Source organism: Pseudoflavonifractor sp. An187, from assembly GCF_002160275.1.
Taxonomy (GTDB): domain Bacteria; phylum Bacillota; class Clostridia; order Oscillospirales; family Oscillospiraceae; genus Enterenecus; species Enterenecus faecium.
Genome location: NZ_NFKG01000002.1, coordinates 236,294 through 262,702, shown reverse-complemented (window position 1 = coordinate 262,702; position 26,409 = coordinate 236,294). Strand labels below are relative to the sequence as shown.

Sequence of the window (26,409 nt, the reverse complement as noted above, 5' to 3'; positions counted from 1 at the left end):
ATTTCTTTTATTTACGATCACAATGAGTCACTCTAAAATTTCTCGCTCCTTTAGAGCTTTTACAAATTCCTCTACATCCTGCCGGGCGACTTTCTCCTCAACTTGGTACATCTCACACACCAAGTTTGTTAGCTGTTGTTCCGTACATGCTTGATTCTGAAGAGTTTCCCACAGGAAAGCCCCTACTTCATTGACTGTAATTAATCCCATAAATCGAAATACGGCCTGTCCCGTTGGGACCACAATGTACTCTCCTGCAATTTCCCGCAACATAAATTCCTTGGAAATTTTCATTGAAACGCTCCTCACTGATAGGTCAAATACATAATCTCACATGTATCTGGGTCAAAATGCTGGGTCTGCTCTTCCCGGCTCTCTCCGGCCTCCAGACCTCCGGCAAATTTCACCCGATAGGTGATTCCTCCTTGTAATACATTGTCCTCGATTCTTTTATAGTAAATATAAATGTCGTTTTCGATGTTCTCGCTGCTGTTGTTCTCCAATCGAATCCACTGGTCCGCCACGGACAGGGTAAATTTATCCGTATGCAGCGAGCGTTCCTGCTTCAAATAGGCCAAATTTTCTATGGAATAAGTACAAGACTGGGCATTTCCAGGCATCTGCACAGCAGACGCCTCCAACACCTGGACAGTACTTCCTGCAATCAACGTTGTTATTTCAAATTCTCCCAAGGAGCTCCCATTCTCGTCCTTGGCCACGATTTTCAAATACTGTATATCCTGGTCTGACGTATTGAGCACCGTCAACTGCCATACGTCTTCTACGGCACGGTCTGTGCCATCCTCCCAAAAGGGTCCGTCATAAGCTTCCACACGTTCAATGGATATGCCGCTTTTTAAATATACGGGCATATTTTGTTTCTGTTCTTGGTCTTTCCCCCACATACTCCACGCAAAAAGGCCGCCCACACACACGGCTACCATAATTGCCAGAGCCACGCCTTTCCACACCAGTGTGTTTCTACGTTTTTTCCTTGTCTGTCCTTTGGAACTATCCATCTTTTCCTCCAGTGCCCCGGTGGCTTCCCCTTTTCAGGGGAAGCCACCGGCCATATCAGGTATTTGTCACTGCTCTTCTTCTTTTCGAGTCTTGATTTTCATACCCATGCCAATTCCAGCCGCAGCACAGACAAACAGAGTTGTCAGCCAGATGGTCAAACCAGACTCATCTCCCGTCTGGGGAACCTGGGCCTCCGACTCCGGAGTCGCCTGGGGCTCATCCGTTGTCTGTGGAGCGTTGGTAGCTTCGGGCTGCTGGCTTACCTCAGGCGCATCGGTCGTCTGGGGGGCATCTGTGGCTTCCGGCTCTTCCGGCTCCGTTTCAGCCGTCAGCCCCTCCATGGCCGCAGCAAGCGCCTCGGTCGCTGCATCCACCGTTTGCTGCTCTTCCTCACTCAGGCTATCGTCATCCATCACAGCCTGCGCTGCATCCAGCGCCGCCTGGAATTTTGCTACGCTTTCCACCGTGTAGCCGGAGAGGTCCATGTCCTTGGCTTGCTCCAAAATCGCCTCCAAGTTCTCCTTATTCGCTTGGAAACGCTGGGCCATAATCGCCTCAAGCAGCGCACTGGCTGTGTCGTCCACTTGGTCTTGAGTCACATGCTCCACGCTCAAGAGCTGCTCCGCCGCTGCCAGTGCATCCAGCAGAGCTTCCCACTGGGTTTTGACGTACTTGTGGGCACAGTCCACCATGGTATTGGCACGGTCTATCAGCTGCTGTAGAGTTTCCATTCTCAGCTTCTGATAAATCACAACAATCTCCACATCGCCTGTGGCCACACCAGTTGCCTCTCCCTGAACCCGCTGGAACTGATATCCTTTGATGGCTTGTTCCAGAAGTTTCGTGGCATCATATTCTGCGCCATCGTAAACCTGGAGCACTTGGTCCTCTGCCAAAGAATTTCCGCTCTCATCCTGATACTTCACGGTCACGGTGTACTGCTGCACAGGATTGAGCAAGTAATAGGCGGCCTCTACATTTTCCCAACTGCTTGTCACCAGCAAGTCTTGCTGTTCAGTACGGTTCTCCTCGCTCTGGACTGTGGCAGTTCCATCACCTTCTTGCTTGATTTCCTCACTTCCCGTCCACTTCAGATTGGTCAGGGACAGCAGGTTTCCAACCTTGTCGTCCAGATTTGCGTTGGGATCATCCGTGGGAACCACATCCGCCCCCTCCGTTGTCGAACTGCTGGAATTTCGGATAACAATGGGGAACTTGGTTTTGTAGGAGACAATTTCCCCTTTTTCATTCTTTTGAGCCTCCCACACACATTGTTCACCAAATTCGTAATACAAATCATACGCTGTCTCGATCGTGTACGTCTTTGCCCGGAACGAGACCCACTGTTGATTTTTATCAGGAACCGCCAGTTCGATGGTCATCTGCGTGGAACTTCCACTTTCTAGCTTTGCAGACAACTGCAGCTTATCAGGAAGATCCTTTGATGTCGTCTCCAGATTGAACGATATCGCCTGCCCCGGGGCCAAGTAGACCTCATTTTTAGGTCCATACGCCTCATAGTCTTCGATGTCAGTCAAGGCTCCATTGCCATCCACGAAAACCGCGCCAATCTCAGTGACCGCAGATGTATTCTTTGCATTGAGAAGAATATCACGGATTTCCTTGAATTCAGGTCTATTTTCCCCATCTTTCTCATAGACCTCTTCGATTTCCTTGTAATGCTCTCCATCAGGTTTTGCCGGATCATATATGCGAATGGCATCCAAATAGAATCTGTAAGAATTATATTCTCCTTCCTGATATTGATCGTCATAAGCCTTATGGTACGTTGGAATTATCTCTGCTTTATATGTCCCCCAGGGCAAATCCTCTACCTTCAAAACAGGGACCTGATACAATGCATTGCTTGCGTCCGCCGATTCATCCACAACCCATTCACCATCAACAAAGTTGTATCCATAGTAGGTGTCAATGATGTAGCCTTTCACCTTTTTATTCCCTTGATTGACATCGTAAACATTGACCTTAATCGTTCCAGTCTCACCACTTGTAACGCTAATGACATCAAAGCCAGTACCCGTGAAAGTAAATTCTGCGCTGGGGAAGGTCTTTGTGTCTTCGCCTACCTCAACATACCATGCGGTCCCGTTGCTGTAAGTTGCATCTTTCTCGTAGTGGGTATCATTTCCGTACAAATCATCCCACAGCTTGCCCAATTCTGCACTGCCTGGACGATCGGTATCCTGCTGTGTATCAGAGCCCTCTCCGGTCAGAGGCGTCCATACTATCTTTGTATCGTCCTTTGTATAACCCGGATTAGGCTTTATCGCACCAAAATTATCTTCATAGAAGATTTCGGTTGCCGGAATGATTGAGAGCGCACCCGTGATGTAGTTTTGGTCATTTTTTACATGCTCAGAATCCAACTTCACCACATACAACATTTTTTCCAGGGAGTCCATTTGCATGGTATCGGGTACATAGTATACGTCTCGCTTGGAACCGCCGTCAGTCTCTGTGGTCTCAGCCACGACTCCCTTAGGTGCATCGATGGTCGCCTTGCCATAGGAAAGTTGCTGCTCATGCTGAGTCAATGCCGTTGTCTGGTCAAATGTCTTGTGCAGTTTCTCAGCGTCATACTGAGCAACGCCCGCCAATTCGCCCGCAATCTGATAGGACCCCAGTGCATCATTGTCCAAAACATCCACTGCCACGGGCAAACCGTAATCGATGACCACAGTATCGTCTGCCATCAGCATAGAAATCTGGAAGTTCAAGATGTAAATGGTGTAGTCGTCTGGCTTGCAATAGAAGGTAACATAGCCATCAATTGTTTCCTCCGAGACATCGTAGGTATACAGTTGACCAAGTTCCCCGTTCTCCCCCTGTTCCGCACGCACCGGTACATAGAACTGGGTGGTCCAAATATCGGGGTCCGCACCTACCATGTCGCTATTCATCTGGAAAGGATTCTCCTTCAAGACATTATCCACAACAGACGCACCGGTTTCTCCTGACTGATACTGATCTTCCACAGGAACCTGATACGGCTTCATAGTGGGCTCTTCCCCCTCCTTCGAGGGCTTGAAGCCTTGAAGCAGCGTCACATTGATTTCCTCGGGTCTCTTAATACTCCCATCATCAAACCAAATTTTCTGTACGGTCAGCAGCATCTCGGTTCCACAGGGGTCTTGCATATCACCAGCACCAGGAATCGTCCGGTCCTCATTCTGTTCGGTGGCCACCCCCAGCATCAAGTTGGCCTGTGCCGATGTGATATAGACGTTCACCGGGAATTTGGCATTGGTCAAAGTGGAACTGCTCATCTGTGCATCCTGCCATGTGGCTGCAAAGCCATTCAAAGCATCAACCTCTTCACAACTCGGCCACATAGCTACATGACGATGATGGACGGTATAGATGTAGTATAACTCATCCGTGTCATCGTAGAGAATCTCTCCCTTTTGATTGGGATCGCCATTGAGAAGGTACTGATCATCCTGCAACAAAATGTCCAGCTTATCCTGGTAAGTTTTGCTGCGATAGACCGAGTAGGAGTTACCCTGCCCCTCAATCACGTCCAAGTTGTTGATCTGATCATATCCCGTCTTCAGCTTCGTGTGCCCAGAAAACGGACCTACCTTATCCGCCGTGCCACGAATGGTATCAGCATAAAGCATGGTGTTGTTCTCCAGCAAGCCCTCATTGTTGAAGCCTACAAAGCCGCCAGCGTAACCAAATTCGTTGCTTCCATCCACATCATTGGTTGCTCCACCACCGAACACGTCATAACCGTTGGTGACGCCAGTAATGGTACAGTTGGCAACTTTGGTGCGGTTGGCCTTGATGAGACCGATTTTCAGATTGTCTGCAGTAATACCGTCCTCCGAACATGGTATCTCCACATAGGAGTCTCCGATATGGATTTGAGCCATATCCTTAGTCCCATCTCCGTTGTCTTTCACCAGAGCAACGGAAATTTTCAAGCCAAGGAGCGTTACAGAAAGTACATCGCCATCACTCAGTACCTTCAGCTCCAACGCCTTCTCCAAGCCAGGGATTTTTACCTGAATCGCACCGATATCTTCCAACTTCCCGACATACAGAGCATCAAGCAACTCATTAATCACATACAACAGAGGATTGAGCAACACTGGGGAAGTGCCATCGACCTTGGCAAGATAGGCATAGCTGGTACGTCCCACAAAGCCACCGGCTTGGGCATCGCTGTACACTTGCTTCAGCTGGTCTACTTTGCAGTTGTTGACCCGTGAGAGATCGCCATATCCGATGAAACCGCCGGCAATGCAATCCTTCCCGCCCTTACTGGCCAGGGTGTAACCCACCTGATTGGCCATACCGGTGACGGAGCTGTCATCCATGTGGGAGCCGAAAATGTCCATCAGGCCCGCAGCGGCAATCAACACATTTTCCAGCACTTCTGCCTTATCCAGGTCCAAGACGCCACTCTTACCACTAAGGCCCACAAAGCCGCCCACATAATTGAGGCCGTTGACCAGCTTCAAATTTCTCACATGACTACGCAGTACGGTTGCATTGAGCAAGCTTCCGCCGAATCCTCCGGCATTTCCGTTGTGATAGACTTGGTTTGCATCACTGCCACTTGTAATATCGCCTCCATCACTGGAGTCCGTTCGCGCATAGACCGACATTCCCTCAGCAGAACCAAACACATAACAATCGTAGAAGTAGGTGCGGAAGGCATTGAGAACGTCCACATTATTGAGCACCAGAAGGTTGAGGATGCCAGTGCCTTCCTCAGCGATTTGAGCCACGCCGCCCATTTCTGCCAGGCCGAAGAAACCGCCAGCATGTTCACCTCCGGCCACCGCGCGCACACCAGAAATCACCAATGCAGTGTCAGGGATTTCCTCTGTCATCTTTGTGGTAGCATTTCGCTTACCAAACACAGCGCCGCAAGCCATACCCACAAAACCACCAGCTGCTTGGTCGGCATCCAAAACTGCAAAGTCCATGGTGGCTTCCAAATCATCTCTGGTGATGGACGCCTTGGCATTCTTTTTCACGCTAGTATTCACCCATGCACTCTCCACTGTGGGTATTGTGGCATCCAGCACAGACAGCAAATTGGAAACATCTCCCGTGACCGCTTGAATGAGATGCTCCAGAATCTGGTCCAGCACACCGGAGTCCGCCCCGACCTCAACGTTCGTTGCACTTGCGGAGTCAATTCGGCCTGCAAAACCGCCAGCATACTGAGAGCCGTAAACATACTTTAGATTCTGAACTTCAGCGGCCTGCTCCGTCACCCGCACAAAGTCCAAATCTTCATCTTTTGGAATTTCTCGCCACAGTTGAGCGCCATAAGCTACGCCCACAAAACCGCCGGCATTTCCAATGGCACTGTTTTCAGTATCACTGGTTGTTTTGATCGTCATGCCAGATTGATATCCGTCTACACGCGAGGCATAGACCACCGGTACAAAGGATTTTACAATCGGCAGGTTTCCTGTGACATCTATCTCAGCAATCTTTATGCTTCCAACATTAGCAACAGAACCTGTCTCCATTTCACCGGCAAAACCACCGGCGCTACGGAATGCAGTGACGGCTTTGACATCCTGCGCATAGGCGTTGGTAATGACTCCGGCCTCCATGCGTCCCACATAGCCGCCAGCGGCGCCGCCGTCAACCAAACTGCTTCCTTCATCTTCTGCTTTTGCGGTTACCGTGTAGCCATAGATGTACTGCGCCAGATCACCATAGGAAGCCTGAACAAGTTCCTCTCCATACACACCGCTGGAACCCACTGCAGTGACCCACGCGTTCCAAGTTTCCTTATTCAATCCACGCAGCGGTCCCGTGGTCTGGGTGTTGGTCTCAGTGGGGTAGACAACCTGCAGCGCCGATACAGGCACTGAAAGTGCAGCAACCGCCCCACCCTCTTCAGTTGGCAGTAGTTTCAAACTTCCACTATCCACCAAATTGGCGGACTCCATGAGTCCGGTGAAACCACCAGCAAACTCTACGCCGACAACTTCACGTACCCGGTGGGTCGTCGCCGTTTTTTGGTCCTTCAAAACGGCTGGTTGTTTCGATACATCAGCAGGGTCCGTCTTAACATTACCCCAGATACGGCCGCCCTGATTGTAACCTACGTAGCCACCAGCCATGCCCTTCAGCTGCTCATCGACAGAAGTCCCAGTGGCCTCGATATAGCCACCACAAGGCACAGCAGCCGTCGAGCTGTTGTAAATGCGAGGAATAAACGTCTTCAATGCACTGAGCAGACCACTTGCATTCACAATTTCGAGGATGTTCGTCTGCCCTTCCAGCAAGCTGACCATATCTCCAGGCTGGACCGTGCCTGCATATCCGCCAGCACTGACCACACCCTCGATATACTCATAATTGCCTGCGTCACATCCATTGAGCCAGGCTCCGTTGATTTCACCTGCAAAGCCGCCGGCCGAGCCTACGGTGGCACTCGTTACAGTCTTTTCCTCTGTAACGTTGGATGCCTTTACATTGAAGCCACCGCTTTTCCCAGTTACGTCACACTGCTCCAGACGTGACTCCACCACACTCAGTGCCGAAAGTATGCCATCCAAGCCAACAATGTCTAGGAGCGACACGCTATCACCCACCGTAGCCAGGGAGCCCAAGTCGATTTTACCCGCATATCCTCCGGCGTAGGCGGGTGCTTTCACCGCCCAATCGCTGTTGGAAACTTCTTCACTTTTAAAGCTTCCTCGGGTTGCCAGGGCGTTCACATCACTGTAGGAAATCTGAGCGCCACGAACCAGGCCCGCATATCCACCTGCGGCACCGGAATCTTTGTCTGCAACGGTTGTGTTGTCCTCCCGCATGGTTTGCTTTAATGCCTGTACCTTCAGCCCAGTTTCTGCAGACGACACATCCGCCGAGGTGACTTTGGGCACATAGCCCTGCAAAACACCAGTCAAACCTGTGACATCTACTTTTAATCCTGCAAGCTCGATCCCGCCGCTAGCATCTGCCAGATTGCCAGAACAAATCTTCCCGGCAAAGCCGCCAGCGTAATACGTACCTTGGACATTAGAAAGATTTCGTACTGCGCCTCGATTGTCTGTCATGTCAGAATTATTGACACTGCCACCGTACATCTCACCCACAAAGCCACCCGCACTGGCGGCACTCACCTGGGGTGTGGCATTGCCAGTAAAGCTCACATAACAGTTGGTGCAGTCGGTGAGCAGATAGTTGACGACCTTGAGTAGATTGCTAACTTTCAGGATATCCAGGTTGAGCAGGTTCAACCCGCCTGCGTTTACCAATCCGCTGGCATTATTGCTTCCCAAAAATCCGCCAGCAATACCTTTCTCAGCATTTGCTGCAACTTTCTGCAAGTTGGACACTGTCACATTTTGAATTTGTCCACCTACCGTTACACCAATTGCTCCGCCAGCGTAGTTTTCATTCGCTGTGACTGCAAATTCTCCATCAGCCCCCCACACATCGACATTAGAAACAACAGGCTCTCGTATTGCGGCAAATCCCAACACCTTGTTAAGGGCTCCACCAGCATTTGTGGGTATCAACTGGCCTGCAAAACCACCAGAGTAGTTTTTGGTACTGGTGATAGATGCCACATTTTTCAGAGTGGTAGTTCCACCCTCCTGATTGATCTGCACACCGTCACCCTGACCGATAAACCCACCAGCATAGTTCCCGGCTTGAACGGACAGTGTGGAGTCTAGAATCTTGCAGTTATTGAAACGTGATGGTGCAGCTCCGAACAGTTCCAGAACTGCTCCTTCCATGCCAGTCAAATCTCCAGTTAATTTTCCTATTTGACCCAGCAAGGTATTTTCATCTTCACCCAAAGACAGTGCACCAGAGCCCACTGTAGCTCGTCCCACGAAGCCAGCAGCATAGTCACCAGATGCAGTGACTGCCCCCAGGTTCTTGACGGTAGAATTGACAATATTGCTATTCGCCGTCATACCCGTGTATCCACCAACATAGTTGGTACCGGTAATCGTCCACAAAGTGGCTTCCGTCTCGGATTGTTCATCTTCCGAACTGTTTACTACTGATTGCACGGTACAGTTGGTATTTTCCGTAGACGGAGAATAAGAAATATTTCCGCCCAATTTTGTCAGCAAGCCCCGAATCAACGCATCCATCGTCGCCCCGGCAAATCCGCCGGCATAATCATTAGCTGTTACGCTTTTCAGGCCGGATACGGTGCAAGTGTCCATAACAGTGCCTACTTGCTTGCCTACAAAACCGCCCACATAGCTGGATGTTGCATTACCGAGACTTCCCGCACCATTTTTTAGGGAAACCGTGCAGTTTTCAATATGAGGTCTGTAGTATCCGGTGGGAATTAAGTGCCCAATCGCCAGTCCATTTCTCAATAAAATGGTAATAAGGTCTCCTAACCCTATTCCGGGAATAATATTGAGCAAATTAGTTAATAACCTTTCAATATCTCCTAACGCCTCTGACAAGCCATCATATTTAGTGGTACCTATGGAATAACCGGCAAATCCTCCAGTAAAGTCATTGATATTCTTTACATCCGCACCAATCACATCACAATTGTATACTTTTACGTCGCCTTCAATACGTCCAGCAAAAGCGCCAGTAGCAAATCGGGTCGGATCCTTTGCTCGAGCGTTTAGCAGCCCTCCCAACACCTTGTTTAAGTTCAAGTTCAACTTACCAAAAGTAAGGATATTTAGGAGATTATCAAGTAGTTCCCCCAGAATTCCGCCTACGCCCGATGTAATTGCATTCAGCAAACTCTGGGAGTCTTTTGTCTTATTGGTCAATGTCTGAACGGACACATCATCTAAAATCAGATTAGATACGATCACTTGACCTGAACTCACGCCAACATTTTTTTCATTCATTTCGCTGGAAATCGTCGAAAAAAATCCAACCCCTAATTGTTTATCCACTTCCAATTGCTCGTTTTCATCCATAGTTACTATAATGCGACTAATTTCTGGGCGTTTGGAAGCAACAATCCCTGTGTCATCCCAAATTTTCGATGTACCATCAGTTTTTGCGCCTATCATGGTGCCATGAAAAGCAAGCGGAGTCCATTCCTCATAGTTTAAATTTATATCTCTGAATATAATATAATTTGCATTAGTACTATAGGTTGGCTCATCTTTCCCATTTCGTTCAATATTCACATGATATTTCGTTGCACTTTCATCACAAACGACTTGTCCATTTACAAGTTTGCTCCCATAATATTTCTGACCGATGGTGTGATAGAAGTCATCATTCCCCCACAGTTTTTGATCACTAGAAAGGTCAGCATCTCCTGGATAAACCTGTTTCCATTCTCTTCCATCTTTCTCCCACAGAGGTTCAGTTACCTTAATTGCAACATTTACATACTGGACAAGAAATCCCACCATTTGCCATTCTCGTTCCGTCTTTCCAATCGCCTGTAACTGTTGCTTATTTCCAATTAATATATATTGTAGACCTGTGGCAGAATCATTGTAGACCACCTGGCCCAGATAATCACGCCCATCCAAACCCGGGGTGGCATCCTGGGTCGTCTCCGACAGAATCTCCTCCGCCTTCAGCTCCGGCATCTGGGCGGTGAAGCTCTGGGCCACCACATAGTTGTGGTCCTGGGTATACTCCAGCTGCTGGTCCCCGGCGTACACCACCTGGCCCAGGCCGAAGGTCTCCGCCACGTTATCCCCAGACAGGACCGTCTTCAGTTCATCCTCGGCAGCCCGTGTCAGAAGCTGATAGTTGTTGTAGATGTAGATAGTATCCGTATCCTCATCGTACAACGGCGCTTCTGTGCTCTCCCCTTCCGACACAAAGGTACCCGAGAACCCACTGGGCAGAGCCCATGTAGCTCCCTCTGGCAGCTCAATGTCGTTCATCAGCTGATAGCTGCCATCCGAATCATAGAGCAGGACCTGACCATTCTCATCGGTGAGCACCGTACCTGTGCCAAAGGTCTCCGCCTGTGCATCTCCGCTGTGCACCACCGCATTGCTGCCAATGGCATACAGCTGGAGGGCATGATAAATGCGCACCGCCCCGTCTTGAAACAGTGCGGCGCTGGTCTGGGTCTCCACGTTCTCCGGGGAGTCGGTGGTGACCGCCGATTGTGTAGTAGAAAACAGCTGGTCAACCTCCAAGTACTCTGCTGCTTCCTTCACCTCCGATGCAGCCAATGCCATCGCTTGCGGCGGGCACACGGTCTGCACCATCACCACAGACATAACCGCGGCAATCAACCGTTCCCATCGTTTTTTCATCGTTCTTCCCTCACTCCAGATAAAATTTTCCAAAATGTGCCTTAACCTTTTATATTTTACCACATATTGCTTCTAAATTCAATTATTTTCCCCCCCCCCCGTTTGTGACATCTCACAATTTTTCCACTCTGGCTTTATGCATTTCTCACAGTTTCTCAAGCACTAGATATCTCCCCGTCCTCCTTGTCAACGCTCCTCGTTTACTCCCAGCTCACGCCCTTTTCGCAGGCATCGGATACTCCTCAGGTTTCGGTTTTCTTCTCTCCCTGTGCCCTCTTGGTATGGCATCCGGCAATTCGACAGTTTCACACGTTATGTTTGGAAAGAAATTCAATAGAATCAGTGATTGAAAACTTCATGGATTTCCTCTATATTAATAAGATGTAAAGAAGTAAAATTGGAGGTACATTTCATGGATGTGAAAATTCAAGACCTTTTTGACCTCTCGCATACCGTTGCCGCCGATTATCTGCGGCAATTCGAATATCCCTGGGAGGCACTGGAGGGAATCTCCCAGCTGATCCTCTCCCTGGGCAGCACGCTGTCCCCGGAGGAGTATGACCAGCCTCAGCCCCAGGTATGGGTACACCGCACCGCCAAGGTGATGCCTTCCGCCTACCTGGGCTCCCCCTGCATCATCGGCCCCAACACTGAGGTGCGCCACGGCGCTTTCATCCGTGGCTCCGCTCTGGTTGGCGAAGGCTGCGTGGTGGGCAACTCTGTGGAACTGAAAAACGTCATTCTCTTTGACAGCGTTCAGGTGCCCCACTACAACTACGTGGGCGACTCCATTCTGGGCTATAAGAGCCACATGGGCGCTGGCTCCATCACCTCCAACGTGAAGTCCGACAAGACCCCAGTGGTCATCAAGGGAGATGAGCTGCTGGAGACTGGCCGAAAAAAGGTAGGCGCCATGCTGGGCGACTATGTGGAAGTGGGCTGCAACTCTGTGCTCAATCCCGGCACCATTCTGGGCCGCCACACCAGCGTCTACCCCACCAGCTGCGTCCGGGGCGTCATCCCCCAGGGCAGTATCTATAAGGACAAGGACCACATCACCCATCGTCAGGGTTGATGCATTCCAATAAAGAAAGCGAGGATAATCTCATGGGAAGATATTTTGGAACCGACGGTTTCCGCGGTAAGGCCGGCGTAGGCCTCACTGCCGACCACGCCTATCAGATTGGCCGTTTCCTGGGCTACTACTATGGTCGGGGCCATCGTGCCACCATCGTGGTGGGAAAAGACACCCGCCGCTCCAGCTATGTGCTGGAGTACGCCATCAGCGCTGGTATGGCCGCCTCCGGGGCAGATGTCCACCTGCTGCACGTCACCACCACCCCCTCCGTGTCCTACATGGCTCGCAACGGCGCTTACGACTGCGGCGTGATGATCAGCGCCTCCCACAACCCCTTCTATGACAACGGCATCAAGCTCATCAATGGAGACGGCGAGAAGATGGACGAGGGTGTCATCTCTCTGGTGGAGGACTATCTGGACGGCAAGTTGATGCTGGACGGTGAGATCCTGGAGCAGCTACCCATGGCCAGCGGCGATGCCATCGGCTGCATCATTGACGATGTGGCTGGCCGAGAGCAGTACGCCCAGCACCTCATCTCTCTGGTCCAGCACTCCTTCCAGGGCAAGCGCGTGGCTCTGGACTGCGCCAACGGCAGCGCCTGGAAGCTGGGTCCCCAGATTTTTGAGGCTCTGGGCGCTGAGGTACACACCATCCACGCCAATCCCGATGGACTGAACATCAATATGGATGCAGGCTCCACCCATATCGGCGCACTCCAGCGCTATGTGGTGGAAAACCACATGGATGTGGGCTTCGCCTTTGACGGCGATGCTGACCGCTGCCTGGCCGTGGATGAGAACGGCAATGTGGTCACCGGTGACCACATTATGTACCTCTATGGCTGCTACCTCAAGAGCCTGGGACAGTTGGCCAATAACACCGTCGTCACCACCGTCATGTCCAACTTTGGTCTGTACAAAGCCCTGGACGAGGTGGGCATCTCCTATGAGAAGACCGCCGTGGGTGACAAGTATGTCTATGAGAATATGGTCAAAAACGGCCACTGCCTGGGCGGCGAGCAATCCGGCCACATCATCTTTAGCCAGCACGCCCGCACTGGCGACGGCATTCTCACCGCTCTGATGATCATGGAGGCCATGCTGGCCCAGGGCAAAACTCTGACCCAATTGGCCGCTCCGGTTACCATCTATCCCCAGGTACTGATCAATGTCCGGGTCCACGATAAAAAAACCGCCCAGGATGACGCCGATGTACAGGCTGCGGTGGATGCTGTGGCCAATACCTTGGGCGATACCGGTCGCATTCTGGTGCGCGAGTCCGGCACCGAGCCTCTCATTCGGGTCATGGTGGAAGCCCCCGACCACGACCAGTGCCAGGCTCTGGCCCAGCAAGTGGTGGATGTGGTCATTGCCAAGGGCCACGCAGTGTAAGTTTTCGTTTTCACCAATATTCAAAGGAGGGCATACAATCATGTCAATTCTCGTCAGCGGCGGCGCCGGGTATATCGGCAGCCATACTTGTGTGGAGCTCATTCAGGCCGGCCACGACATTGTCGTCGTGGACAATTTCGTCAACTCCTGCCCCGAGGCCATTCATCGCGTGGAGCAGATCACTGGCACCACCATTCCCTTTGTGGAGGCAGACCTGTGCGATGCAGCCGCCGTGGAGCAGATCTTCAACCAGTACCCCGACATTGATTCGGTCATCCACTTCGCCGGTCTCAAGGCCGTGGGTGAGAGCGTTGCCAAGCCCCTGGAATACTACACCAACAACCTCACCAGCACCCTGGTGCTGCTCAACGCCATGCGGGCCCACAACGTGAAGAACTTTGTATTCTCCTCCTCCGCCACCGTGTACGGCGATCCCGCCACGGTGCCCATCCGTGAGGACTTCCCCACCGGCGGCACCACCAATCCCTATGGTACCACCAAGCTGTTCATCGAGAAGATTCTCATGGACTACTGCAAGGCCGATCCCACCCTGAACGTGGCTCTGTTGCGCTACTTCAACCCCATCGGCGCCCACGAAAGTGGTCTCATCGGCGAGGACCCCAACGGCATCCCCAACAACCTGGTGCCCTATATCGCCCAGGTAGCCGTGGGCAAGCTGGAAAAGCTCCACGTCTTTGGTGGAGACTACCCCACCCCCGATGGCACCGGCGTCCGGGATTACATCCATGTGGTGGATTTGGCCCGGGGCCATGTGGCCGCCATTGAGAAGGTGTCCCAGAACTGCGGCCTCTTTGTGTGCAACCTGGGTACCGGCAAGGGCTACAGCGTGCTGGACATTCTCCACGCCTATGAGAAGGCCTGCGGCAAGGAACTGCCCTACGTCATGGACCCCCGTCGCCCCGGCGACATTGCCGCCTGCTACGCAGACCCCCAGAAGGCCTGGGACGAGATGGGCTGGAAAGCCCAGTACGGCATTGAAGAGATGTGCGCTTCCTCCTGGAAGTGGCAGTCCCAAAACCCCAACGGATATAAGGCTTAATTCCACTTGTAAATCACATAAATCACAACCGGAGAGGCCAGCCCCAATGGGCTGGCCTCTCCGGTTGTTTCTATTATTTTCTGTATGTTCAGTTTCTACGCTTGCGCACGGCCACAGCGCCCCCTGCCAGCAAGCTCACAGCGGTGGCCAAAGCGGCCACATACCACATCAGGTGAACAGAATCACCGGTCTGGGGTATGCTGCTGGGCTTCTCTGTGACCTGGGGCTTCTGGGTGGCCTCAGGTTGGTTGGTAGCTTCCGGCTTATCACTGGGCTCCGACGCTCCCTGGGCCGTGAGCCCGTCCATGGCATCGCTGAGCTGGACTACCGCCTGCTCCACCACGCTCTGATCGTCCTCACTGAGGCTCTGATCTGCCATCACTGCCTGGGCATTGGCCAGAGCCGTGCGGAAGGTGGCCACAGACTCGGCGGTATAACCCTCCAGGTTGATTCCCTCAGCCTTGGTGATGAGGTCTTCCAGAATGGCCTTGTCGGCCTTGAAGCGCTGGGCCAGAATGGCATTCAGCAGGGCCTCTGCGGCGGGCTGGACATCTTCATCCATGGCGTCACCGTCAGCCATCACGTCCTTGGCGGTAGCCAGAGCGCCCACCAACTGCTTCCAGTTGGCCTCCACGTATTTGTCGACATCGGCCATCATAGCATCGGCCTTGGTGATGAGCTGCTCCAGCAGGGTCTTGTCGCCCTGGGTGAGGCCCAGAACCCAAATGCCCTCCAGCAAGTTGTCCCAAGCGGCATTCACCTGCTCCTGGGTGGCATTGGTGTCGGCCATCACGGTCTTGGCCTCGGCCAGCGCCTTCTGGAAAGCAACCACAGCGGAGTCGGTGACACCGGTGGTGTCCAGCGTCTCAGCGTAGGCGATGGTCTTCTCCAACAGAGTCTTGTCCACATCGCCGGGCTGGCTATCCTGGGCAAACACAGCAGTCACGATCACCGCCTGCTCCGGCATCAGGAAGGCGTTGTCGGAAACGGTGACATCGTCACTCTTCCACTCCACAAAGTGCCAACCTTGGGCGGCCTGAGCCGTCAGGGTGATGGTGGTACCAGCCGTGGCAGTCTCCACAGAGGCAGAGGCGGTGCCTTGGCCCTGGGTGTTTACAGTCACGGTGTAGGTCTCAGGCTGAGGTGCCATCACCTTCATCACCACAAAGGAGTGCTTGGGAAGCTCCACCACAGGGTTGTCCCCCATGACCATCTGAGTCGTCTCGATGGATACGTTGTCGGGATTCTCCAGGGTATTCTCTTCAGCAATGCCCTCAGAGGCCAGGGTCTGAATCTCTACGGCGCGGCCAGACAGATCCATGCCGGGGATGTTCAGCTGCACGCTGTAGTCCTTCTCACGGTCCACATTGACCACTGCGATGTACACGTTTCCAGCCTCGTCCTTGCTGGCCAGGGTGGAAATGGCCGTCACACCGTTGGACAGCGTAGGAGCATTCGCCACCTGGGCCTCCACCACCTGATCACCGAAGCCAGCGTTGAGCATCTCAAACACATGGGCAGACGGAGTAGAGAAGAAACGGAACTCACCTTCACCTGTGGAGGTGTCAGCCCCCTCTTGGGCTACCACCTGAATCACCGCCTGCTGGGTGGGTCCCAGGGAGTCTGCCCCAGAGCTATACCAGTCTGCCAGGCAGTGCTTCTGGATATAGGGGCTGCCCAGCTTCACATACTCCATCATCACCTTGGCAATGTACAGGGCGTGGGTCTGGGATCGCACCTGAGCTTCCGTGTTCCGGAAGATGCCAAACTCGCTGATCACAGGCACCTTTCCCTCCGGCAGCATGTCCACATAGTCCTGCACGTGCTGGATACCCACATTCTCTGCCTTCTTCATGGCGTTGTCATAGAAGGCATTCGCATCGCTGCCACCGGACACGGTGCCGGAATAGGGGTGGATAGTCATGCCATCGTACCACTCGTTGGCACCCAGACTGTTCATGCGATTGATAAAGCCCTTGGATTCAAAGCTGGTATACACGTTGGCCTGGTAGTCCGTGCCCTCCGCCTCATTGATCTTCCGGGTGGTCTCTTTGATGGCCTTGGACACATCGAGGAATCCCTCTCGGTCCACGCTGTAGGTGGCATAGATGTTCTGGCCCTTGGAGGGAATCTTGCCGTGAACGCCATCACCGAACAGGATGGAGCCGTTGGCGTAGTTCACTACACAGTGGGTGTCCTCAGGCCCGGAGTTCTCCAAGCTGTCCACCACAGTCCATTCCGTCAGGTTTCCATCGGTCCCCACATAGACCCGTACCCCATCATTCATGGCCCGGAAGCTGGGGTCGTCTACAATCTCCCCATTTTCATCCAGCATACCGGGGTTGAGGTTGGCATACCGCAAAAAGCGTACCAGATTGGCGCTTCCATCGGACTGAGAGGCCACCTTGTTCCAATTCTCCTCATCCACCGTATATCTCTGGGTGAATGTGGCGGTTCCGCCCTCCGTGTAGGCCTTCTCTGCTCCACCGGACACATAGTCGGTCCAATAGCCCTGGGAAGAAGTGCCATCAGCAGCCTGGCCATAGGCCTGCTGCATCTCGTTACCAATCTCAAAATAGCGCACATGGTAGGGCTCCGGGTGTCCGTTATCCGCGCGCACCTGGGCCCAGTCAATGCCTCCGTTGGGATTGGTGCCTACTTCTGCATTCAGGTACTCCACCAGGTCGGCTGCATCCTGCGCATTGCCGCGGCCCAAGCTGTACACATAGACAATCTCAGAGTCCACCTGGTCGGCAAAGTCTGCAATCTCTGCAATGCCAAAGTTGGGCTCAATACCTCCCTGCCCCGGATTATTATAGAAGCCGTGGATCTGATCCTTGCGGTCTTCTTTCGGTCCCAGGGTAGTTTTCCAGTTGAACAGATTGGAAATGGTTCCACCGGGATAACGGATGGAGCCAAAACCCGCATTCATGTACAGCTGGGTAAACTTCTCTTTCATCTGCATCGTCTCAGAATCAAAGGTACCATAACCGTTGAACGCATAGCGGTGATTAATACCAAAAATGGAATCTGCATCAATGACCCAGTTCACCTGGTCCAGGTTGACCGTCAGGTTCAGCGGGACAGCCGCCTGGTATGCGGCCACGGCATTTTGCAGCGTCTCGTAAGCCTGCTTCATCTGTTCCAGGGTTGTGGCCTCCGCCACCGCTGCAATGGCCTGAGCCAGCTCCACGGCACATTCGTGGTCATCGGGCAGAGCATGGCTGTCATAGAGGGCCTGGGCCTCCTCCACAGCAGTCTGTAACTCCGCCCGGTACAGCTCCACCGCCTTATCTTCGTACACTGCCAGGGCCTCAGCATCGGTAAGCACCTTTTCGTATACATAAAACTCGTCTACATCTCCCCGCATAGGATGAGGATCCGTGTTGCCTGCGTTTTTATGGGCGCCCAGACGAAGCGTCAGCAGCTGGTCCACGGTGCTGTCACCCAGCGCCTGCTCACTGTCCAAAACACCGTTGATATAGAACTTTACCTTCTTACTCTCTTGGTCAAAGGTGACCGTGATGTGCTGCCACTCTCCCTTAGACACGGACTTCTGGGAAAGTACATCTTTTCCATTGATGTACGTGTGGTACTGGCCATTGGAGCGCAGGGTCAACAGGGAACGCCCACTCCCCTCGTGCTGAAGCAGCACGGTAGATGCAGACTCCTTATCCCCTGTAATGGTCTTATCGTACCGATACCACATTGAAAAGGAAACTTGTCCCTTTCCCGTGTTAATGTAATCTTGCAGCTTCAGATAGTTGTCGGTACCCGCTCCAAATCGAAGCACATTCCCAAACACCGGATTTCCGCTGTCCACAACACTCACGCCGTCACCTTCCAGTGTGGCCGTTGTGTGTTCTCCTGCATCACTGGTCAGAGAATCAAAGCTCCAGTGGTCCTTGAGTTGACTCTCTGGCGCAGCGGCCATGGTACGCACGCCCATCGCATAGGGCATGAGCATACTACATGCCAGCACAGAAGATAAAACGATCTTCCACCCCTTTTGTTTCATAGACCTCTCTCCCTTTCATATAAATGCATAGTGATAGTATCATGCTATGTCCAACACTGTCAACAAACATATTGTGGTATGATGTTCCTCCCTTTGTCAAAATGACAGTAGTCACAGACAAATGAAAAGCAAAATACCGCTCCACTGCCTCTATTGGCAGTAGAGCGGTATTTTCTCACATATTCTTATTTCTATTTCGGAATTTCATTGCGATACATACAAGACACGTTGTGATCACAATACCCGTCCATGCACCCGCTGTGTCAATCCACACGTCTCGAATTTCTCCGCTTCGTCCTGGCACAAACAGTTGAATGGTCTCATCCAAAAAGGCCGTGAGCATACAAAAGCTCAGACGCTGCATCGTACCCCTTCTCTTTTCACTGTGAGGACCCAGCCACAGCTCAATCGTCCACAGAACACCCAGCAGGCCGTACTCAGAGAAGTGGGCCAGCTTGCGTAGAATGGTGTGGAATCCCTCCGGCTGAATCCCCAGAGCTGTCAACCATGGCGTCAAGAACGCCAGAAGTGAGCCGCTCTGTTGGGCAGACTGGGTGGAGGTGCGCATGGAGTTTCCCCATATCAAGAGTGTCATCACACCAAGGGCCATGCACACTCCCAGCCACATCTTGGGGTGCCGGATATTGAGGTTATGCACGGACAGCCTGCTTCTCATGAGCACCTTCCAGACGCTCCACTGCCTCCCGATTTACCTCGTCGGGGTCCCGGAAGGTAGGAACCAAGTAGCGCATCAGAGCAATCAGCTCGTCCTTGGGCCGCTGGGCAGACACGAAGTTATCCAGGGAAATCAGTCCGCACATGATATCCCGCTGGGCAATCACCTGCTGCTCTTCCACAAAGATTTTCTCATTCTCAGTGGTCAACAAGTGCTCGCTCTGCATCAGCAGCTCCTCGTACAGCTTTTCTCCGGGGCGCAGCCCAATCTCCTTGATCTCAATGTCCTTATACGGCTCCAGTCCAGACAGACGAATAAGATTTTCTGCCAGTGTGAGAATCTTCACCGGTTGCCCCATGTCCAGCACAAAAATCTGGCTCTGCTTGGCCATGGCGCCAGCTTCCAACACCAACATGGCAGCTTCCGGAATAGTCATAAAATAGCGGATGATTCGCTTATCCGTGATGGTCACCGGGCCGCCGTTGGCAATCTGCCGCTTAAAAAGCGGAATCACAGAACCATTGGAGCCCAGAACGTTGCCAAAGCGTACCGCACAGAACTCGGTACTGCTGCCTCGGCGGCTCTGCAAAATCATCTCACAGAACCGCTTGGTAGCCCCCATCAAATTGGTGGGGTTCACGGCTTTATCCGTGGAAATCATGACAAATTTCTTCACGCCATACTTCTCAGCAGCGCGCACCACATGATAAGTACCAAAGATATTATTCTTGATGGCCTCGTCCGGACAATCCTCCATCAGGGGCACGTGTTTATGGGCTGCCGCATGGAACACTACATCCGGGCGATAGTGCTCAAAAATCTGATAGACACGCTTCTTATCTCGTATGGAACAAATCTCTACATACAGGTCCAATTTAGGCCCATAGGTCCGCTTCAACTCCTGCTGGATGTCGTAGGCATTATTTTCATAGATGTCCAGGATAATAAGCCGGCGAGGATGACAGGTGGCAATCTGTCGGCACAACTCACTACCGATGGAGCCGCCGCCGCCAGTAACCATAACCACCTTTTCCTCCAGGAAGTCGGACACCACTGCCTTGTTCAACTGCACCGGAGAGCGTCCCAGCAGATCTTCCACCTGAACATCCTTCACAGCCGAAAGGCTGACCTCTCCATTGAGCAACTGATAGAGACCAGGAAGCACCCGGAGACGGCAGCCGGTCATCTTACAAATGTTCAGAATAGCCGCTTTCTCTTCCTGCTGGATGGTAGGAATGGCAAAGAGAATCTGTGTGATATTGTACCGCTTGGCCGCATTCTCAATCTGATCTCGACCGCCCACAATACGTACACCATCCAAATACTTTCCATGCAACTGAGGGTTATCATCAATCACGCAACACAACCGTCCCTGTACCTGGGCACTTGTCCGTAATTCACGCGAGAGCATACGGCCAGACTCTCCTGCCCCGATGAGCATAATTCGCTCCTCGCCCCTATGTCTTTTCCCATAGGAGTGGTGCACCACAGTCCAGAGGCGCAACACACATCGCACTCCAACCAACCCGCACAGCTGAAACACAAAAATCATCACCCAGACACTTTTGGGCAGCGATAAGTTCAAAAACATACAGCACAGGTTGGACAACGCAAACGCCAGTATAACCGACACACACATACGAATGACATCATAGGCATTTACCGTGCGCCAAATGTAATGGTACATCCTTCGCCAGAAAAATACGATTGCAGTGACAATCAACTGTACGACCAAACAAGGCACCCAACTGCGCACATACGTCATCGGTATCTGTGACCATTGAAAATCAAACCGTATTAACAGCGCCAAGGCATAGCTGCTCACCATGATCAGTGTATCCACCAACATAATCATGAGAATCTTCCATGACATCTTTAATCTCAAGAGTTACACTCCTCTCTTTGGAATTCTCCGCCCTGATTTTCTATTGACAATATGTTCTGTACATGACTGTCCCCGGTTTCACATACCAGGAAACCGGGGACAGGACGTATCCGTTCATCACTTCTCTACAGGGGTCTTCTTCTTGGTCTTTGCCACAACGAAGAGAATTACAGCAATGACAACCACAGCTCCACCAATCACCCAAGGCAGAATGTTTCCACTCTCCTCAGGCTGAGGCTTCTCTTCCGGCTGTTGAGTCGCCTGCGGCTCCTGACTGGGTTGAGCCCCTTCCTCTGTCTCCACGCGGGTCATCAACATCACTGGAGAGAAGGAGGACAAGGTGATGGTAGCCTTGCCATCCTCAGTGGCCACATCCAGTACCTCCACCTGGAAATCCAGTGTGGCATTGACAAAGTCGTTGTTCACCATATCCATAGCAGCGTCACAGTCTTCAATATTGCCCATAAAGTGCAGAGCAATAAGATCGCTGTTCTCATTGACACCGTTGACCTCGAAGGTGACGTCCACAGTGTCTTCCTCATTCATCTGCTCCAGCAGAGCAGCACTGGCAGACACATCAAAGACCGCCAGAGGAGAATAGTTGTTCACGCTGGCATAGTCAGGGTTCTCCAAACCTGCCAACTGCTTTTCGATAGCAGCCACAGCCTCCTCGTCCCCATTGGCTTCTGCCTCAGCCTTCTGCTGTTCCAGCTCAGCGCGCTTGGCCTCGATTTTCTGGGCAATCAAAGCTTCCATGGCTCCCTTCACGTCTCCTGGGAACTTGGACAAAAACTCTGTGGTATCCTGAGCATTCACCACAGTCTGATACACGAGGTTTGTCTTGGCATTGGCTGCATAGGTCAGGCCACTCTCAGTTTCCAGACCAGCCTTATCTTTGTAGGCCAATCCTTCTCCCACACCTTGGTTACCCAGTTGAGTCAAAGACAGAGGCGTAATCAAAACCACAGGATCAGAGACCTGAGAGAGAATCAAATTTCCGCTCGAAGTGACAGGATATCCCTCGGGAACTTTTCCGCCACCCACAATCGTAGTAATGGTGGTTTGATTCCCACCGATGTTGGCAACACCGCTGGCAGAAATGATCTCCTGCTGAGTCTTGCTGGGAGCCCAAGCTGCAAAGGCCGAAGAAGCTACACTGGCCGCCATGAAAACCCCCAAAGCGGCCCCCATTATTCTGTTCTTACGCATGTAAGTTCCTCCTTACTTTATGTACCATGGTTCATTACTGCTTTGGGGGATTTTACTTGCCCCCGTAATAACCATACTTGTTATAATAGCGTTTGTAATAATAGCGATACGCCTTCCGGTTGGTGTTCACACGATTCAACACCGTTCCCAGCAGCGGTGTTGAGGTCTTTTGCAGCATCTGAATGGAGTTTTCCACCAAACGGCGAGAGGTCACTCCGCTGCGCACGACCAGAACAGTGCCATCGCAATGCGTTGCAATATTTAAGCTGTCCGCCACATTCATGATAGGCGGGGTGTCCACAACGATATAGTCAAAGTTATCCCAGCAATAGGCCATCAGCTTTTCAAAGCGCTCCCCCTCCAGAAGCAAGGAGGGGTTTGCTATATGGGTCGCCACTGGAATGATAAATCCTCCAGACACGTCTGTCTGATAGATAACATCCTCCAACTCTACCTGTCCAGCAAGGTAGTGCACTAACCCCAAAACCTTATCATCGCCACCGATGCCATAGCGGGTGCGCATCTCTGAATTACGCAAGTCACAGTCAATGAGCAGCGTTCGATTTCCTACATGCGCCATCTGCTGCCATAGATTCACAGAGACAAAACTTTTTCCCTCATCCGGAGTACTGCTGGTAATCATGATGGCTTTGATTTCTTTTCCGCAAAATCCGAGATTCACACGGAGTTGATTGACAGACTCTGCCACATCAAAGGGAAGCTGTGGCAGCTGATTGATGGTAAGCTGTTTCACGCAATTCCCTCCTTACTTCTTTTGCTTCAACCGCTTGTTGAAGGCACCTAAATCGGCCTCAGGAATGGATGCTAGCGGCTGAATTCCAAATCGACGTGCCAAGTCATCGGCTGTAACAAATGTGTCGTTACTCAGGAATCGAATCAGAATGACTACACAGCAAATCACAAGTCCCGCAACCACGCCTAAAAACACATTGCGGGCATAATTAGGGCTAGATGCTCCACCTGGAACCACAGCTCGTTCCACCACATTGGGCTCATCGCATTCCATGACCCGGGGTAAGTAGACGACCGCTTGGTCCACCAACTCATTTGCAATATCACAACTCAGTTTGGGATCGCTGCTGGTGACCGTCACGCTCAGGATTCGGGTATCTGTTGGATTGCTCACAGAAATCATTCCCTTGAGCGTACCATAACCCATATTTAAATCCAAGGAGTCAATCACATCTTCCAATAGCGGGCGACTAACCATCAACTGCTGGTAGTCTGAGGTCAACTGGCTGCCCAATTGTAGATCTGAAATGCTAATCATAGATCCCGCAGAAGCGGACACCATATACAACTTCGCTTCCGCCTGGTATAGCGGGGTCACTAAAAACCGGGTATAACCAAACGCCAATAAGCCACCTAAGATGGCACACAGTATGATTTGAATGGCATGTCCCCAAAACAGGTAGAAAATTTCCACCAGATCAATTTCGCCCCCATCATCCACCGCAGACTGATTTAGCTGTGGTGCATGCAAGGTTTCATTATGCTCCATGTCTACACTCCTTTTCTATTCGTCTACTTTGGACATCGGTTCATAAAACAGCTGTATCATCACCTGTTTTAGACTGTCCTCATCGAGCTGATATGCCGTAGAGCCTTGCTCATCCAAATAACTCTCTCCGTCAATGGCAAGTGGTTCTAATTTTTCATATTCTTCTAAGCGGTCCATCAATTTCAACCATTGGTCATTCATATCTGTGACCATATAATCGTCCACTGCCTGGAACGTTTTTACGGCAATATCTGTACTGAGCCCTGCCAACTTCGAATACAATGCGTTTAGGTATTGTTCCTGCCGAGCCATACGAGATAGATTGGTCTCGTCTCCTACACCTTGACGTCCTCGTATATATGTTAAAGCCTGGGTTCCAGTTAAGGTCACGGTCTGCCCCTCTACGAGGGATGGGTCCAACTGGGAACAGTCATCTAATACCGTGACTTCTACCCCACCCACCTGATCATTGATAATCGAAATGGCATCCATATTCAATGCCACATATCCTTGAATGGTCTGGTTTTGAAGCATTCTAGACACTGCGGTCACATTGTTCTCGCAACTTGTCTCCAAACCATCTCCGTAGGAGTGAGCCAAGGCAATTTGCTGGTATTCTGTACCCACCTCTTTCCCGTTCACGCCTAGGACAGGTACCTCGACCATGCTATCTCGGTTGATTTGCAGCACCTGCCATGTGCGGTTGAAGCGGTCAACCACAAGCAGCAACTGTACATCTGCCTGTCCGCCGCCAATGTAGCTTTTGCTGCCCTTGGCTGGCCCCTCCACGTCAATGCCCATGAACAGGTACGATTCAATTCCCTCTCGTGCTACATAAGTAGTTCCCTGATACTCCAGAACCTTACGGTTGCTCTCACCTGCCGGTATTGTTTGCATCTGCTGATACTCTTGCCACCTCTGTAATGCCAATATTCCCAAACCGATTACAGCAAACAAAACCACTACAACAATGCCAGCTCGTAATTTATCTTTCCGCGAAATTCTTTGGCGTGTCTTCATATCTCAGCCTCCTAGCTTTATCCTCCAGTTGGTTGTGTGAAACGAAGCGCCGTTTCGTCTATACGAGTCAGAATGTCTGCTCCAAGCTTTTTTCTTACTACAAGGCGGGCTTTCTCCAATCTAGGCGGGCGCGAAGTCAAGTTATGGCAGTCACTGGCCACGAGAGGGCTCTGCGCGTGACTCAGCAAACTCAGCGCCAATTTACGGCTGCTCCAGTGGATCAGGGAATCTGCATTGATTTGGAGTGCAAGGGGCAAAGACATCAGTCGCTCCATATCATTCCAGTAACTGCGCATATGAGAAAAACGCTCTGGATGGGCCAGAATCACCTGATAGCCTCGATCCAAACTGAGGCTGGCCACTTCCTCCACTTGCTGCGGGGTCCATTGAGTATATGAGAGTTCCAACAGCAGCGTACGAGTACCGCCCAAGCACAGCTGTTCCAACTCCGGACACTGAGAAATGCCTGGAAAATAGGCTACCTCAGCCCCTAAGCGGATAGAGGGATACTCCTCCACCCCCGCTTCTTCCAGTGCATCGCCCAGCGCAAATACCGCTTGGCGCCTGCGCTGGAGAAATTGCTCCATGCACTCCTGATGAGCATAATAGTGAGAGGTGGCACATACCCATTTTATCCCCTGATCCTGCAACCGTTTCAGCATCTGCACTGACATGGCCGCACTTTGGCTTCCATCATCCATTTGGGGTAAAATATGGGTATGCAGGTCTATGACAATTTCATTTTTCATGTTCTCCATAGACTCATCACCTGCGCAAATCCTGCTCTTTTACATATTTTGATGCAACCTCCACGAACTAAAAGTGTATCATAGTTCGTGGCTAGTTTCAATTCAAAAAATATACCTATTCCTTCTAATTTCTACCACCTATTTTGTACAAACATCGCAGTTTTTCCTTTTTCTTCCACATTCTCTATGTAGACAAAACCTCAAGTGCAGTCACAAAACGAACTTCACTAGCTAAATATGCAATGCATTCCAATATGTTTCACACCGATTGAAGACCAATATGACAAATTAAGTAACACTGAAATACACTTAAAAGTGAATTTTTGTACGGAACTTTCGCACTAAGCATCTAATTCTCATTCTCACAAAAGCATTAGGTAATAGGGTAATATAAATCTACGTCTAACATATATCACGAACTGCTTCAATCATAAAAAAACTTTACACAGAACAAGGCACCTCTTACAATTACTTACAATATCCCATCCAAGCACAAGTGCTTTCATCGTCTACGCGGTATTAACTTCAATTTCACCTACCCAACAATTC

Annotated in this window: 14 protein-coding genes; 3 read left to right on the top strand and 11 right to left on the bottom strand. The window is 51.4% G+C overall.

Annotation, left to right across the window (positions count from 1 at the left end; genetic code table 11):
• Positions 1 to 27: 27 nt before the first annotated feature.
• From B5F22_RS02760 to B5F22_RS02750, 3 genes are all read right to left on the bottom strand, one after another.
• Entirely contained in the window at positions 28 to 294 is a 267-nt protein-coding gene (locus tag B5F22_RS02760; protein WP_087390586.1) for a PqqD family protein, read from the bottom strand.
• 11 nt (positions 295 to 305) lie between these two features.
• The gene (locus B5F22_RS02755) at positions 306 to 1,019 is read right to left on the bottom strand and encodes a hypothetical protein (protein ID WP_087390583.1); all 714 of its coding nucleotides are present in this window, start codon (positions 1,017 to 1,019) and stop codon (positions 306 to 308) included.
• Positions 1,020 to 1,085: 66 nt separating this feature from the next.
• Complete coding sequence (locus tag B5F22_RS02750; RefSeq protein ID WP_143482165.1) at positions 1,086 to 11,282, bottom strand: MucBP domain-containing protein; 10,197 nt, start codon at positions 11,280 to 11,282, stop codon at positions 1,086 to 1,088.
• Positions 11,283 to 11,661: 379 nt separating this feature from the next.
• On the opposite strand from B5F22_RS02750, the gene B5F22_RS02745 reads away from it, so the two are divergent.
• The 3 genes from B5F22_RS02745 to galE are packed head-to-tail and all read left to right on the top strand — an operon-like array spanning position 11,662 to position 14,781.
• A complete protein-coding gene (locus B5F22_RS02745) occupies positions 11,662 to 12,324 on the top strand; it encodes a UDP-N-acetylglucosamine pyrophosphorylase (RefSeq protein WP_087390577.1) in 663 nt (220 codons plus the stop codon).
• A gap of 32 nt (positions 12,325 to 12,356) precedes the next feature.
• Positions 12,357 to 13,721: a phosphoglucosamine mutase gene (gene glmM / locus B5F22_RS02740; RefSeq protein ID WP_087390574.1), complete on the top strand. Its 1,365-nt coding sequence runs from the start codon at positions 12,357 to 12,359 to the stop codon at positions 13,719 to 13,721.
• A 40-nt stretch (positions 13,722 to 13,761) separates the two neighbouring features.
• Entirely contained in the window at positions 13,762 to 14,781 is a 1,020-nt protein-coding gene (gene galE, locus B5F22_RS02735; RefSeq protein WP_087390571.1) for a UDP-glucose 4-epimerase GalE, read from the top strand.
• An 88-nt stretch (positions 14,782 to 14,869) separates the two neighbouring features.
• On the opposite strand, the gene B5F22_RS02730 is transcribed toward galE, so the two are convergent.
• From B5F22_RS02730 to B5F22_RS02695, 8 genes are all read right to left on the bottom strand, one after another.
• Positions 14,870 to 18,799: a LamG-like jellyroll fold domain-containing protein gene (locus B5F22_RS02730; RefSeq protein ID WP_087390569.1), complete on the bottom strand. Its 3,930-nt coding sequence runs from the start codon at positions 18,797 to 18,799 to the stop codon at positions 14,870 to 14,872.
• A gap of 175 nt (positions 18,800 to 18,974) precedes the next feature.
• Positions 18,975 to 19,475: a VanZ family protein gene (locus B5F22_RS02725; protein ID WP_087390564.1), complete on the bottom strand. Its 501-nt coding sequence runs from the start codon at positions 19,473 to 19,475 to the stop codon at positions 18,975 to 18,977.
• Positions 19,450 to 21,162 (bottom strand): nucleoside-diphosphate sugar epimerase/dehydratase, encoded by a 1,713-nt coding sequence (locus B5F22_RS02720; RefSeq protein ID WP_343223918.1) that lies wholly within the window; start codon positions 21,160 to 21,162, stop codon positions 19,450 to 19,452. The genes B5F22_RS02725 and B5F22_RS02720 overlap by 26 nt, the downstream gene beginning before the upstream one ends.
• A gap of 315 nt (positions 21,163 to 21,477) precedes the next feature.
• Positions 21,478 to 22,569, bottom strand: coding sequence for a hypothetical protein (locus tag B5F22_RS02715; RefSeq protein WP_143482164.1), 1,092 nt, complete (start codon positions 22,567 to 22,569; stop codon positions 21,478 to 21,480).
• 52 nt (positions 22,570 to 22,621) lie between these two features.
• Positions 22,622 to 23,323 carry a CpsD/CapB family tyrosine-protein kinase gene (locus tag B5F22_RS02710; protein WP_087390558.1) on the bottom strand — a complete coding sequence of 234 codons (702 nt, stop codon included), beginning with the start codon at positions 23,321 to 23,323 and terminating at the stop codon, positions 22,622 to 22,624.
• Positions 23,324 to 23,335: 12 nt separating this feature from the next.
• The gene (locus tag B5F22_RS02705; RefSeq protein ID WP_087390554.1) at positions 23,336 to 24,091 is read right to left on the bottom strand and encodes a Wzz/FepE/Etk N-terminal domain-containing protein; all 756 of its coding nucleotides are present in this window, start codon (positions 24,089 to 24,091) and stop codon (positions 23,336 to 23,338) included.
• 15 nt (positions 24,092 to 24,106) lie between these two features.
• Positions 24,107 to 25,111 carry an LCP family protein gene (locus B5F22_RS02700; protein ID WP_087390551.1) on the bottom strand — a complete coding sequence of 335 codons (1,005 nt, stop codon included), beginning with the start codon at positions 25,109 to 25,111 and terminating at the stop codon, positions 24,107 to 24,109.
• Between the two features lie 17 nt (positions 25,112 to 25,128).
• Entirely contained in the window at positions 25,129 to 25,869 is a 741-nt protein-coding gene (locus B5F22_RS02695) for a CpsB/CapC family capsule biosynthesis tyrosine phosphatase (RefSeq protein ID WP_087390548.1), read from the bottom strand.
• Positions 25,870 to 26,409 lie beyond the last annotated feature (540 nt).

Excerpts from the sequence above, each read along its gene's own strand:
- B5F22_RS02760 (WP_087390586.1), bottom strand. The coding sequence starts at position 294 with ATGAAAATTTCCAAGGAATTTATGTTGCGGGAAATTGCAGGAGAGTAC.
- B5F22_RS02755 (WP_087390583.1), bottom strand. The coding sequence starts at position 1,019 with ATGGATAGTTCCAAAGGACAGACAAGGAAAAAACGTAGAAACACACTG.
- B5F22_RS02745 (WP_087390577.1), top strand. The coding sequence starts at position 11,662 with ATGGATGTGAAAATTCAAGACCTTTTTGACCTCTCGCATACCGTTGCC.
- glmM (WP_087390574.1), top strand. The coding sequence starts at position 12,357 with ATGGGAAGATATTTTGGAACCGACGGTTTCCGCGGTAAGGCCGGCGTA.
- galE (WP_087390571.1), top strand. The coding sequence starts at position 13,762 with ATGTCAATTCTCGTCAGCGGCGGCGCCGGGTATATCGGCAGCCATACT.
- B5F22_RS02730 (WP_087390569.1), bottom strand. The coding sequence starts at position 18,799 with ATGAAACAAAAGGGGTGGAAGATCGTTTTATCTTCTGTGCTGGCATGT.
- B5F22_RS02725 (WP_087390564.1), bottom strand. The coding sequence starts at position 19,475 with ATGAGAAGCAGGCTGTCCGTGCATAACCTCAATATCCGGCACCCCAAG.
- B5F22_RS02720 (WP_343223918.1), bottom strand. The coding sequence starts at position 21,162 with ATGTACCATTACATTTGGCGCACGGTAAATGCCTATGATGTCATTCGT.
- B5F22_RS02715 (WP_143482164.1), bottom strand. The coding sequence starts at position 22,569 with ATGCGTAAGAACAGAATAATGGGGGCCGCTTTGGGGGTTTTCATGGCG.
- B5F22_RS02705 (WP_087390554.1), bottom strand. The coding sequence starts at position 24,091 with ATGGAGCATAATGAAACCTTGCATGCACCACAGCTAAATCAGTCTGCG.
- B5F22_RS02700 (WP_087390551.1), bottom strand. The coding sequence starts at position 25,111 with ATGAAGACACGCCAAAGAATTTCGCGGAAAGATAAATTACGAGCTGGC.
- B5F22_RS02695 (WP_087390548.1), bottom strand. The coding sequence starts at position 25,869 with ATGGAGAACATGAAAAATGAAATTGTCATAGACCTGCATACCCATATT.